Raw genomic sequence first — 12569 nt, 5'->3', positions numbered from 1 at the left:
AGCCGTCGCATGACCGAGGTTCTGTTCTACCATCTGCAGAACATGACGCTGGAGACCGTGTTGCCGCCGCTGCTTGAGAAGTCACTCGAGCGCGGCTGGCGCGTGGTCGTGCAATCGACGTCGCAGGAGCGCGCCGAGACGCTCGACGCGCATCTGTGGACCTACAGCGACGATTCATTCCTCCCGCACGCGAGCGCGCGCGTTGCCGATGCACAGGACCAGCCGATCATCCTGTCGATCGAGGAAGATAATCCGAACCGGGCCAATGTCCGATTCCTGGTCGACAACGCGGCGCTGCCGGCCGACTGCGACAGCTACGAGCGGGTGGTCCTCGTGTTCAACGGCGACGATCCCGACGCGGTGGCCGCGGCCAGGGAGAGCTGGACCGCCTGCAAGGCACGGGGCTTCGAGGTCACCTATTGGCAGACCGACGAGCGGGGACGCTGGCAGCGGCGCCAATAGCGATATCGACTAATTAATGATAATTCGACGTTTCCCGGGGCGGGTCACGGTCATGCCGCAAAGTGATGTTCGGACAACCCCTTAGGTAGTGGGGTTAGGAGCCTTGTCGATCGTGCGAGACGGAACATTCAGTCGGAAGTCGCTGCTGGCCCTGCTGTTGCTTGCACCTGGCCTTGCCGGCTGTTCAAGCGCATCCGACATTTTCTCGCGTGATGCAGACTGGTTCTCGCGGCCCGGACGGGTATTCATCCGCAACATCTCGATCGAATCGCCGCCCCTGACGCCGGACAAGCCGGTGACCAACGACGACCTCGTCAGTGCCGACGGCAGCTGTCCAGGCATGGCGCCCCCGCCGGGCGCTGCCGATGCGAACGCGCAGGCTCCCGGTGCCCCGCCGCCGCAGCCGATGGGCGGCAGCGTCGCACTCGGCCACACCGAATGCGACGTCGTGCGCGGCATCGGCGCCCCCGATAGCGTGAACCTGTCGAACGGACCTGGCGGCGAACGCGTCGCGGTGGTGACCTGGTCGCGTGGCGCACGCGCCGGCATCTATACGTTCTCCGGGGGGCGCCTTACGTCGGTCGAGCGTGGTCCTGATCCCGCGCCGGAGCCGAAGGCTGCGAAGCCAAAGAAGAAGCCGAAAAAGTCGGCGGCAACCTCGAACGGCTGAGCCGCAACCCGCAACGACGCTAGTTCGCGGCCTCGTCGAGTTCGGCGCTGGCCTCCAGCCATTCTTCCTCGGCGCGTTGCAGCGCGCTCTCGGCGCCGGCGCGCGCCTTGGTCAGCTGCGCAGCCTGCTTGGGATCGCGCGTAAAGATATCGGGCAGCGCGAGCGCGGTATCGATCTTGGCGATGATGCCGTTGATGCGCTCGATCTCGCTCTCGGCTTGCGTCACCCGCTGCCGCGGTGAAACGCGCCTTTCATTGCGGATCCGCTCGGGCTTTGTCGGCTCCTTGGCGCGCTCGCGCGAGGCCGTCCGTCCGTCATTGGCCGACAGGATCATGCGGCGATATTCGTCGAGATCGCCGTCGTAGGCCGTGACGGTCTGGTTCGCCACGACCCACAACCGGTCGGCGCAGGCCTCGATCAGATAGCGATCGTGCGAGACCATGATGATGGCGCCGGGGAATTCGTTGATCGCCTCCGCCAGCGCCGCGCGGCTGTCGATGTCGAGATGGTTGGTCGGCTCGTCCAGGATGATCATGTTGGGGCCATAGAACGTCGCAAGCCCGAGCAGCAGCCGCGCCTTCTCGCCGCCCGACAGGCTCTTCACCAGCGTGTCGCCGGCCTTGCCGGAGAAGCCGATCGCGCCGACGCGGGCGCGCACCTTGCTCTCCGGAGTCTCGGGCATCAGCTTGCGGATGTGATCATAGGGGGAGCCGTCGAGATTGAGCTCGTCGACCTGGTGCTGGGCGAAATAGCCGACCGACAGCTTGTCCGCTTTTGTGATCCTGCCCGAGAACGGCGCGAGCTTGCCGGCCAGCAACTTGACCAGCGTCGACTTGCCGTTGCCGTTGGAGCCGAGCAACGCGATGCGGTCGTCGGTATCGACGCGCAGCGTCACGCGGTTGAGCACCGGCTTGCCCGGCTCGTAGCCGACCGAGACGTCATCGACCGCAATGATCGGCGGCGACAGCAGCTTCTCCGGTGCCGGGAACGAGATCTCGTGAACGTCCTGGGTCACCAGCGCGGTGATCGGCTTCATCCGCTCCAGCATTTTCACGCGCGACTGCGCCTGCCGCGCCTTGGAGGCCTTGGCCTTGAAGCGGTCGACGAAGTCCTGCAGGCGCTTGCGCTCATCGGCCTGCCGCTTGGCGTGCTTGGCGTCGAGCAATTCGCGCGCGGCGCGCTGTTCCTCGAAGGAGGAATAGGTGCCCTTGTAGAGCGTCAGCCTGCCGCGATCGAGATGCAGGATCTGATCGACCGAGGTGTCCAGCAGATCGCGGTCGTGGCTGATCACGATCACCGTACGCGGATAGTTGGCGAGGTGGTTCTCGAGCCACAACGTGCCTTCGAGATCGAGATAGTTGGTCGGTTCGTCCAGCAGCAGCAGGTCGGGTGCGGAGAACAGTGTCGCCGCCAGCGCGACGCGCATGCGCCAGCCGCCGGAGAATTCCGCGCAGGGCCGCGCCTGGTCTGCGGTCGAGAAGCCGAGGCCGGAGAGGATCGCAGCTGCCCGGGCGGGGGCGGAGTGGGCGTCGATGTCGACCAGCCGGGTCTGGATCTCGGCGATCCGATGCGGGTCGTGCGCGGTCTCGGCCTCGTGCAGCAGCGCGTCGCGCTCGAGGTCGGCCTTCAGCACGACGTTGATCAGGCTTTCCGGCCCGTCGGGTGCTTCCTGCGCCAAGCTGCCGATCCGCCAGCGCGGCGGCAGCGCGATGCTGCCGCTCTCGGTCGGGAGGTCGCCGCGGATGGCATGAAACAGCGTCGACTTGCCAACGCCGTTACGGCCGACAAATCCGACGCGCGCGCCGGGCACGATTTGCACAGAACTGTGATCAATCAACAGCCGTCCGGCGATCCGGATTGAGATGTCAGTGATGGAGAGCATGCAGCGTTGTCACCGGACCCGCTGCCAAACGCAACCCGTCTACCTGTAAAAATCTCTCCGGACGGCTGTTGCAAAAACGCAATTGGGGCTGCTGGTGAGCCCGCAATACCTAATGGTGATCGTTTTCCCGCCGTTGCATCTCCTCGAGGAGTTGCTGGAGGCGGGACGAAAGCGCGGGCTCTGGCCGCAAGCTTTGCTGGAGCCGTTCACCCACGGCGTCGCAGATGTAACGGCAGGTCTTGCGATCAAGCTGATCGGGATCGTTGTCGATCTTGGTCATTGTCATTGTCATTGTATGTCTCTTGGCGAGTTCCACCTCGCATGTTCGAGTTATCCTCGCCATGACAAGTCGCGACCCCCGAATTTAGTTTCCCGCCCGCCTTACTCTCGCCTTTGAGGGAGTGAGGCGCATCGTCGGGTTGGGTTCCCCGGCCAGAAAAAAGCCCCGGCGCGAGGCCGGGGCTGAGTTCAGTCAGGGGAGCGGGCGATAGACCAGATGGATCAGTAGCAACGATTGACCAGGCGCCAGCGGGGACCCCACGGGGTCGGCACCACGCGACGCACGTAGCAGCCGCCGTAGCCATATCCGTAACCGCCGTAGTAGGCCGGACCTCCGACGATGACGCGCGGGCCACCCCACCAGCCGTGGTGCCATCCACCGTGCCAGCCGCCGTGCCAACCGCCCCAGGCGGAGGCGGAGGTCGGGGCGAGCGCGGCGGCGCCGAGCGAAATTGCGGCAATAGCGGCAAGCGAAATCTTGCGTAACATGATCGTCTCCTCGAGCTATGGGCGCGCGCGGCGCGCCCGCGGTGACATCGTTTCCCGAGACGTCCTGTGAGGCTTGCGGATTGGGGGGCCAGCAAGGCGTCCGATCAGTGAACAGCCTATGCGGGTGGAGCTGAACGGCAGCGGCACGGCGCTGACAGAATGGGTTCACCTAGGTGAAATCGCGGTAAGCCAGCCGAGCGCACCTGTCCGGAGACCGCTTGGGCGACGGTTTTCGCCGCGAAAATCCATCAAAACTAAAGGCTAACGCGTCACAGGGTCGCTTGCCGTTACCCCATCGCGCCGATATAAGCCCCGGCAACTCCCAGCCACCGTTTACAAGGACGAAATCATGGCGATTGAACGCACCTTTTCGATCATCAAGCCCGATGCCACAGAGCGCAACCTGACCGGCGCGGTCAATGCGGTGATCGAGAAGGCGGGCCTGCGGATCGTGGCGCAGAAGCGCATCCAGATGACCCGCGGCCAGGCCGAGACCTTCTACGCCGTCCACAAGGCACGCCCGTTCTTCGGCGAGCTGGTCGACTTCATGACCTCGGGCCCTGTCGTGGTCCAGGTGCTGGAAGGCGAGGGCGCCATCCTGAAGTATCGCGACGTGATGGGCGCGACCGATCCGTCGAAGGCCGCCGAAGGCACCATCCGCAAGCTCTATGCGAAGTCGATCGGCGAGAACTCGGTGCACGGTTCGGATGCGCCGGAGACCGCGGTGATCGAGATCGCGCAGTTCTTCGCCGGTAACGAAATCGTCGGCTAACGACGTACAACTGAAAGTGACACGGTCTCCTGGAGGAGACCGTGTCGAAATAAACTGGGGAGCGGCGGACGACCGCCGCCAGGGGCGGCCGCAAGGCCGACGAATAGGACTCGCTGTGGACTGGCTGTGGCAGATCTTTGATCCGGCGTACATCGGCGCGTTCTTCACCGAGTTCAAGAACGAGATGGCGACGCCGACCTTCTGGGTCGCCGTCGGCAAGATCATCTGGATCAACGTCCTGCTGTCGGGCGACAACGCGCTCGTGATCGCGATGGCCTGCCGCGGGCTCGCACCGCGCCAGCGTCTGTGGGGCATGATTCTCGGCGCCGCCGCGGCGGTGCTGCTGCGCGTCATCTTCACCGGCATCGTCGCCAGCCTGATGGAGCTTCCTTACCTGAAGCTCGTCGGCGGACTGGCGCTGATCGTGATCGCCGCCAAGCTCTTGGTGCCGGAGCAGGAGGACGAGGACAGCGTGCATGCGGCCTCGCATCTGTGGGCCGCGGTTCAGATCGTCGTCGTCGCCGATATCGTGATGAGCCTCGACAATGTGATCGCGGTGGCGGCCGCCGCAAACGGCAGCGTGCCGCTGCTGGTGCTCGGCCTTGCGATCAGCGTTCCCCTGATCGTTGCCGGCGCGGCGCTGATCATGGCGCTGCTCACCAAGCTGCCGATCCTGGTCTGGGCCGGCGCGGCGCTGCTCGGCTGGATCGCGGGTGACGTCATCGCGACCGACCCGGCCGTGCATCCGAAGCTCGATGCGCTGTTCGCCGGACCGCTCGGCGCCAGGCTCGATTCCTGGCTGACGTCGATCGGGATGTCGCCGCAATTCGCGCATGGCGGCAGCGGCGGCGAGATCACGCTCGCGGTGCTCGGCATTATCGTGGTGCTGGCCGTCGGATCGATCTGGCGCCGTCAGGCGCTCAGGAAGGCCAAGCAGGCCGCCAAGGCGGCGTGAGCGGGATTTTCTCTAGCGCCGCACGATCGAGCCGGCGCGCCCGACCAGCCGCGCCAATTGCCTGAAGCGGCTGCCGACGCGATCGGCGACCAGATCAACCATCCGGTGCTCGAACACCAGCATCAGCTTGCGGCCCTGGGTGCGGAAATGAGTTGCCGGCAGCACGCCGGTGCGCGCCGCCGTGATCAGATGCGCGACGCGGAACGCAGCGCCGAGCACGCGCGCGCGCTCGTCCATCGCCGGCGTCACCAGCGCACGGATCTGCGGCGGCGGTTCGTTTTCCTCACTGAGGCCGGCGTAGCGATAGAACACCGAGAGCGCGACGAAGGCACGCCCCTGATGCGTGATCGAGCCGAAATTGCCGTTCATGATCAGGCTGAGGGTTTCCTCGCCGCGATGATCGGGATGCACCCGCCAGCCGATGTCGGAGAGCAGGCAGGCGACGTGACGCAGCCGGCGGTCTTCCTCGGTCTCGCGCAGCCTGACGACGCGCACCAGGCGGTCGGTCCAGGCGGTCAGTTCCTGGGCGTGGCGGGCGGAGCGCGACAGCAATTCGTTGAGGTTCTGGGCGGCGCAGGCCAGCCCGTCCTTGGCCCGCTCGGCCGGCGGCAGCATCTCGTAGAGCAGGCCCTCGCGCACGCCGAAGGTCGAGAACACGATGGTCTTCGGCTGCGCGACGCGGATGATGTATTCGAGCACGAGCGCGGCATAGGCGAGCAGCGGCCGCCGCGCATCGGCGATCGATTCGATGTTGGCCAGCATGTTGGTGGCCGCGAGCCGCCGCAGCCGCTGCGCGAAGTCGAGCGCGTCGACGGCAGGAATCGAATAGCCGTGCATCACCTTGAGCGGATAGCCGCTCTGGATGATGTGGATGCGCGCGAGCGCGCGCCAGGTGCCGCCGACCGCGTAGAAGGTGCGGCCGCGGCCGGTCTTGAGCTGGGCGACGCCGAGCAGCTCGTTCTTGACGATGCGTTCGGCGCGCTTGAGCGATTTGTTCGAGAGGTCCTGCAGCGCGAGGCTGCCGAGCGGCAGAGTCACGCCGCTGCGTACACGGTTGCCCTTGACGTCGATCAGCTCGAGCGAGCCGCCGCCGAGATCGCCGACGATGCCGTTCGGATTGTGTATGCCCGAGACGACGCCGAGCGCCGACAGCTTCGCTTCACGCGGTCCGGTGAGAATCTCGATCTTGGCGCCGCAGATCCGCTCGGCCTTGGCGATGAAGTCCGGACCGTTCTTGGCGTCGCGGCAGGCGGCGGTCGCGATCGCGTAGACGCGGCCGACCTGCTGGATCCTGCACAGCGCACGAAAGCGGCGCAGCGCGGTGAGCGCCTTGTTGACCGCATCGGTTGCGAGCAGGCCGGTGCTCTGCACCTCGCGCCCGAGCCCGCACAGCGCCTTCTCGTTGAAGATGGTGATGAGGCTGCGCGCCATCGACTCGTAAACCACGAGACGAACCGAGTTCGAGCCGATATCGATCACAGCGACGCTGGAAGCGCGCTTCCGCGGCCGCTTCACCGTAAGGCCCCCTTAAGACGATGGCTGCTGACGCTCGTTGCGACGCGTGAGACGGCGCGGTGAAGATTCCTTGAGAGACTTACCACGGCCGGACAGACTCGGATTTGTCATAAAATAGTCATGCAGGTTGAAAGGCTCTTCGCCTTTCGCGGCCTTCATACGCGTTGACGATCCGTCGGGCAACAATTGCCAGCTCTGCTCGGTGTCCTTCAGGTTCGCGACCATGATCTGTTCGAGAACCTGCTGATGCACCGTGGGATTTTGCAGCGGACAGAGAACCTCGACGCGGCGGTCGAGGTTGCGCGGCATCATGTCGGCGGACGAGATATACACAGCAGCTTTTGTGCTCGGCAGGCCCTGGCCCATGCCGAAGCAATAAATTCGGCCGTGTTCCAGGAACCGGCCGATCACCGATTTGACGCGGATGTTCTCCGACAATCCGGGCAGCCCGGGCCGCAGGCAGCAGATGCCGCGCACCACGAGCTCGACCGAGACGCCGGCCTGCGAGGCCTCATACAGTGCGTCGATGATGTCGGGGTCGACCAGCGCATTCATTTTCATCCAGACCGCGCCGGGCCGGCCGTGCTTGACGTGGGCGATCTCGCCATGGATGTGCTCGATGATCCGCTTGCGCAGCGTCAGCGGCGACACCGCCATCTTCTCGATGTCGCTCGGCTCGGCATAGCCGGTGATGTAGTTGAACACCCGCGCGACGTCGCGGCCGATGATCGGATCCGAGGTGAAATAGGAGAGGTCGGTGTAGATGCGCGCGGTGACCGGATGATAATTGCCGGTGCCGGTGTGCACATAGGTGGTGAGGTTGCCGCCCTCGCGGCGCACCACCATCGACAGCTTGGCATGCGTCTTCAGTTCGATGAAGCCGTAGACCACCTGGACGCCGGCGCGTTCGAGGTCGCGCGCCCAGCGGATGTTGGCTTCCTCGTCGAACCGCGCCTTGAGTTCGATCAGCGCGGTCACCGACTTGCCGGCTTCGGCGGCCTCGGCGAGCGCACGCACGATCGGCGAGTTGTTCGAGGTGCGATACAGCGTCTGCTTGATCGCGACCACGTCGGGATCGCGCGCTGCCTGTTGCAGGAACTGGACGACGACGTCGAAGGATTCGTAGGGGTGGTGGACCACGAGGTCCTTCTGCCTGATAGCGGCAAAGATGTCGCCGCCATGGTCGCGCACGCGCTCGGGATGGCGCGGCACATAGGGCGGGAATTCGAGATCGGGGCGATTGAGGCGGGTGAGCTGCGACAGCTCATTCATCGCGAGCACGCCGTCGACCAGGATCACCTCATCGTCCGCTGCCGACAGGGCGTGCTGCACGAAGACGCGCAGCTCTTCGGGCATCGAGGCCTCGATCTCGAGCCGGATCACCGACCCGCGCCGGCGGCGCTTGAGGGCAGTCTCGAACAGGCGAACGAGGTCTTCGGCCTCTTCCTCGATTTCGAGTTCGGAGTCCCTGATGATGCGGAATGCGCCCTGGCCCTTGACGGTGTAGCCGGGGAACAGGCGGCCGATGAACAGACCGGTGGCCTGCTCGAGCGTGATCAGCCGCGCCGGCGCGCCTTCCTTCGTCGAGGGAATGCGGAGGAAGCGGTCGATCTTGCCGGGCATGCGGATCAGCGCGTTCATCGCCTTGCCGTCGGCGATCCGCGACAATTGCAGCGCGACCGTGAAGCCGAGATTCGGGATGAACGGGAACGGATGCGCGGGGTCGATCGCCAGCGGGGTCAGCAGCGGGAAGATGCTGTGGAGGAAGTGATCCTCGATCCAGGCGCGCTCGGACCTGGTGACATCGCGCCCATCGACCAGCTGGATGCCGACCTTGGAGAGGATATCGCGCAGGTCGCTCCAGATCGCCTGCTGGTCGGAGGCGAGCTGCGAGACCGTCTTGTTGATCATCACGAGCTGCTCGGCCGGGAGCAGGCCGTCCGGGCTGCGCTCGGCGATGCCCTCACGGACCTGCGCCTTGATACCGGCGACGCGGACCATGAAGAACTCGTCGAGATTGTTCGCCGAAATCGACAGGAAGCGGACCCGCTCCAGCACGGGATGGCCTGTGTTGACCGATTCCTCGAGCACCCGCCGGTTGAAGTGCAGCCAGGAGAGCTCCCGGTTGATGAATCGCTCGGGACTGGTAGCGATCGCGGGGACGGGCGGGAGTTCCGCCTCTTTCTCTTTGATTTCAGGTGCTTGTGCCGAGTCCATCAAGTGCTGGTCCAATTCGGGGCAGGGGCCGGAGCGGTCTAACCGAAGGCCGCAGAGACCATGTGATATTGCGATGACGTTTCGATGACATTGATGTTCCGCCGGCCCGCGCCGTCAAGCCGCAGGTCCGCTCAGGCGTCCCGCAACAGTTCGGCCGCCAGCGCCCGGGTCACCGGCCGGCCGAGCCGCAGCGCCTCGGTATCCAGCAGCTCGACCGCCTGGCGGACGGCGGCATAGGAGCGCTCGATCCGGTTTGTCAGGTAGCTGACCAGCGGCTCGTCCACGCTCATCTGGCGGTCGGCGCAGAACTTGACGATCAGGCCGCGGAACAGCTGGTCGTCGGGCGGCAGCAACGTCACCGTCGGCACCGCGCGGAGCCGGGACCGCAGGTCGCGCAGCTCGATCTCGAACGCCGACGGCGGCAAGCGGGCCGTGATCAGCACGTAGGCATCGTCCTGACGCGCCAGATTCATCAGATGAAACATCGCGCGCTCGTCGAAATCCGACGGCCTCAGATCCTCGACCACCAGCGCACCGGTCGCGAGCGCTGCCGGCACGGTGTCGGCGGTCAGCGCATGCGCCGCGGTCGCGCGTGCGCCGGCGCTCTCGGCCCAGATCGCGGCGAGGTGGCTCTTGCCGGAGCCGTCGGGGCCCACCAGCAGCATGATTCGATTCGGCCAGTCGGGCCAGCCGTCGATTAGCGCCAGCGCGGCTTCATTGGCAGGCCCTTCGAGGAAATCGTCGCGGGTCAGTTTCTCCTCGTGCGGCAAGGCCAAGGCCAATTGACGAGGTTGAACGCTACTGGCCACACAAGTCTCCAAACCACTCTAATCCGCGCAAACGCTTCGCGTTTGTCGCGCGAGAACCGATCTGCGGATCATGCTCTACCGAGCCTCGATCGTGCTCATGTGCCGCACCCACTCCACGAGATAGAGGGACACCGAGCCCAAAGTAAAGATCGTGACGAGGCCCATCAGGATCCAGTCGTAGGGATGCGGCTCGAAGCCGAAGCCGAGCGAGGCCAGCACCAACGCCGCGAAGCCGACCTGCGCCACCGTGTTCAGCTTCGACACCATCAGCGGCTTCATCTCGACCGGCTTGTCGAACAACCATGACACAATCACGGCGGAGACGATCATGATGTCGCGCGACACCACGAGAATCACGATCCAGCGCGGCACCGCGCCCCAGATTCCGAGCGCGACATAGATCGACACCAGCAGCGCCTTGTCGGCGAGCGGGTCGAGCAGGGCGCCGAGCTCGCTCGTCATGTTGAAGCGCTTGGCGAGGAAACCGTCGACCGCGTCCGACACGCCGGCGATCACGAAGATCGCGAAAGCGATCTCCATCTGGCTGGACACGATGGCCCAGACGATCACCGGCACCAGGATGATGCGGCCGAGGGTAATGATGTTCGGTATGCTCAAGTTGAGTCGCTTCCCGGCTAGAAGCCTGATTTTACTCGATATCCGGCTCTTTTGCGCGACGGCCGGGTGTTATCTACATAGTATCGCGGCAGCATCGCCGCGAGCCATTGCGCGGGGGCGGAATTCCTCGTAACCAGCCCCTAACCATCTGGAATTGGGCATGACCGAGCGCAAAAACGGGCTCACCTACGCGGATTCGGGTGTCGATATCGACGCCGGCAATCGTCTTGTCGATCTGATCAAGCCGATGGTGCGGGCGACCGCACGGCCCGGCGCGGACGCCGAGATCGGCGGATTCGGCGGGCTGTTCGACCTCAAGGCCGCGGGCTTCAAGGATCCTGTCCTGGTGGCCGCGACCGATGGCGTCGGCACCAAGCTGAAGATCGCGATCGAGACCGGCATCCACGGCGGCATCGGCATCGATCTCGTCGCGATGTCGGTCAACGACCTTGTCGTGCAGGGTGCGGAACCGCTGTTCTTCCTCGACTATTTCGCCTGCGGCAAGCTGCATCCGGAGGCCACCGCGCAGATCGTCGCCGGCATCGCCGAGGGCTGCCGCGAATCCGGCTGCGCGCTGATCGGCGGCGAGACCGCCGAGATGCCCGGGCTCTACAAGGACGGCGATTACGACCTCGGCGGCTTCGCCGTCGGTGCGGCCGAACGCGGCACCTTGCTGCCGACCGGGGATATCGCGGCCGGCGACGCCGTGATTGGCCTTGCTTCCTCGGGCGTGCACTCCAACGGCTACTCCCTGGTGCGCAAGATCGTCGAGCAATCCGGCGTGGCCTATGACGCGCCGGCGCCGTTCGCACCGGTCATGACGCTCGGCGCGGCGCTGCTGACGCCGACCAAGCTCTATGTGAAATCCTGCCTGCGCGCGATCCGCGAGACGGGCGCGGTGAAGGGCCTCGCCCATATCACCGGCGGCGGCTTCACCGACAATATTCCGCGCGTGCTGCCGAAGCATCTCGGCGTCGGCATCGATCTGGCGCGGCTGCCGGTGTTGCCGGTGTTCAAATGGCTGGCCGAGCAGGGCGGCATCGCCGAGATTGAGCTGCTGCGCACCTTCAACTGCGGCATCGGCATGATCGCGATCGTCAAGGCCGATGCGGTCGATGCGGTGACCGAGGCCTTCACCGCCGGCGGCGAGACCGTGACGCTGCTCGGCGAGGTGATCGAGGCGAAGGACGAGCATCGCGTGGTCTATCACGGTCATCTCGATCTCTCGCGATGAAGCGCCGCACAGCCATCCTGATCTCCGGCCGCGGCTCCAACATGGCCGCGTTGATTGAGGCTGCGAAGGCTGCGGACTTTCCGGCCGAGATCGCGGTCGTGATCTCCAACCGCGCCGACGCGCCCGGGCTGGAGAAGGCGGCCGCCAGCGGCATTCCCACCGTCGTCATCGCGAGCAAGCCGTTCGGCAAGGATCGCGCGGGCTTCGAGGCGGTGCTGCAAAAGGCGCTCGACGACAACCGGGTCGAGCTGATCTGCCTCGGCGGTTTCATGCGGCTGTTCACGGCCGACTTCGCGCGGCACTGGTACGGGCGGATGCTCAACATCCATCCCTCGCTGCTGCCGTGCTTTCCCGGCCTCGACCCGCACGGCCAAGCGTTGCGTGCAGGGGTCAAGCTGTCCGGCGCGACGGTGCATTTCGTGATCCCGGAGACCGATGCCGGACCGATCGTGATGCAGGGTGCGGTGACTGTGGCCGACGATGACACGCCCGAGACGCTCGCCGCACGCGTGATCGGAATCGAGCATCGCATCTATCCGGAGGCGTTGCGGCTGCTGGCGAGCGGCCGGCTCAAGCTCGAAGGCGATCGCTGCAGGACGCAGGGCAGCGCCGCAACCGGCAGCACATTGATCGCGCCGGCGCCTTAAGGCGCGTCGCCTGCGCCAAA

Annotated in this window: 13 protein-coding genes; 6 read left to right on the top strand and 7 right to left on the bottom strand. The window is 65.4% G+C overall.

What is annotated here, in order from left to right:
* Nucleotides 1-9: 9 nt before the first annotated feature.
* Nucleotides 10-462, top strand: coding sequence for a DNA polymerase III subunit chi (locus tag QDT69_RS08555; protein ID WP_279706137.1), 453 nt, complete (start codon nucleotides 10-12; stop codon nucleotides 460-462).
* 103 nt (nucleotides 463-565) lie between these two features.
* Nucleotides 566-1132 (top strand): hypothetical protein, encoded by a 567-nt coding sequence (locus QDT69_RS08550; protein ID WP_279706136.1) that lies wholly within the window; start codon nucleotides 566-568, stop codon nucleotides 1130-1132.
* A gap of 19 nt (nucleotides 1133-1151) precedes the next feature.
* Here the strand turns inward: QDT69_RS08550 and QDT69_RS08545 are convergent, their stop codons facing one another.
* From QDT69_RS08545 to QDT69_RS08535, 3 genes are all read right to left on the bottom strand, one after another.
* On the bottom strand, nucleotides 1152-3014 hold the full coding sequence (locus QDT69_RS08545; RefSeq protein ID WP_279706135.1) for an ABC-F family ATP-binding cassette domain-containing protein: 1863 nt from the start codon (nucleotides 3012-3014) through the stop codon (nucleotides 1152-1154).
* Nucleotides 3015-3123: 109 nt separating this feature from the next.
* Complete coding sequence (locus QDT69_RS08540) at nucleotides 3124-3294, bottom strand: hypothetical protein (RefSeq protein WP_279706134.1); 171 nt, start codon at nucleotides 3292-3294, stop codon at nucleotides 3124-3126.
* 221 nt (nucleotides 3295-3515) lie between these two features.
* A complete protein-coding gene (locus QDT69_RS08535; RefSeq protein ID WP_050627571.1) occupies nucleotides 3516-3782 on the bottom strand; it encodes a hypothetical protein in 267 nt (88 codons plus the stop codon).
* Nucleotides 3783-4131: 349 nt separating this feature from the next.
* Between QDT69_RS08535 and ndk the strand changes: the two genes are divergently transcribed.
* Both ndk and QDT69_RS08525 read left to right on the top strand, forming a co-directional pair.
* The gene (ndk, locus tag QDT69_RS08530) at nucleotides 4132-4554 is read left to right on the top strand and encodes a nucleoside-diphosphate kinase (protein ID WP_229198738.1); all 423 of its coding nucleotides are present in this window, start codon (nucleotides 4132-4134) and stop codon (nucleotides 4552-4554) included.
* A gap of 115 nt (nucleotides 4555-4669) precedes the next feature.
* Nucleotides 4670-5509: a TerC family protein gene (locus tag QDT69_RS08525; RefSeq protein WP_279706133.1), complete on the top strand. Its 840-nt coding sequence runs from the start codon at nucleotides 4670-4672 to the stop codon at nucleotides 5507-5509.
* A gap of 12 nt (nucleotides 5510-5521) precedes the next feature.
* On the opposite strand, the gene ppx is transcribed toward QDT69_RS08525, so the two are convergent.
* The 4 genes from ppx to QDT69_RS08505 all read right to left on the bottom strand — a co-directional run bounded on the left by ppx (nucleotide 5522) and on the right by QDT69_RS08505 (nucleotide 10668).
* Nucleotides 5522-7024, bottom strand: coding sequence for an exopolyphosphatase (ppx, locus tag QDT69_RS08520; protein ID WP_279706132.1), 1503 nt, complete (start codon nucleotides 7022-7024; stop codon nucleotides 5522-5524).
* A gap of 12 nt (nucleotides 7025-7036) precedes the next feature.
* On the bottom strand, nucleotides 7037-9241 hold the full coding sequence (locus QDT69_RS08515; RefSeq protein ID WP_279706131.1) for an RNA degradosome polyphosphate kinase: 2205 nt from the start codon (nucleotides 9239-9241) through the stop codon (nucleotides 7037-7039).
* A gap of 131 nt (nucleotides 9242-9372) precedes the next feature.
* On the bottom strand, nucleotides 9373-10050 hold the full coding sequence (locus tag QDT69_RS08510; RefSeq protein WP_279706130.1) for a DnaA/Hda family protein: 678 nt from the start codon (nucleotides 10048-10050) through the stop codon (nucleotides 9373-9375).
* Between the two features lie 75 nt (nucleotides 10051-10125).
* Nucleotides 10126-10668, bottom strand: coding sequence for a CDP-alcohol phosphatidyltransferase family protein (locus QDT69_RS08505; protein WP_095734275.1), 543 nt, complete (start codon nucleotides 10666-10668; stop codon nucleotides 10126-10128).
* A 160-nt stretch (nucleotides 10669-10828) separates the two neighbouring features.
* On the opposite strand from QDT69_RS08505, the gene purM reads away from it, so the two are divergent.
* Together purM and purN are read left to right on the top strand one after the other, a co-directional pair.
* The gene (gene purM, locus QDT69_RS08500) at nucleotides 10829-11902 is read left to right on the top strand and encodes a phosphoribosylformylglycinamidine cyclo-ligase (RefSeq protein ID WP_279706129.1); all 1074 of its coding nucleotides are present in this window, start codon (nucleotides 10829-10831) and stop codon (nucleotides 11900-11902) included.
* Entirely contained in the window at nucleotides 11899-12549 is a 651-nt protein-coding gene (gene purN / locus QDT69_RS08495; protein ID WP_279706128.1) for a phosphoribosylglycinamide formyltransferase, read from the top strand. The genes purM and purN overlap by 4 nt, the downstream gene beginning before the upstream one ends.
* Nucleotides 12550-12569 lie beyond the last annotated feature (20 nt).

Source organism: Bradyrhizobium sp. CER78 (assembly GCF_029846235.1).
GTDB lineage: Bacteria > Pseudomonadota > Alphaproteobacteria > Rhizobiales > Xanthobacteraceae > Bradyrhizobium.
The sequence above is the reverse complement of the archived record's forward strand: the minus strand, read 5'-3'. Positions and strand labels throughout refer to the sequence as shown.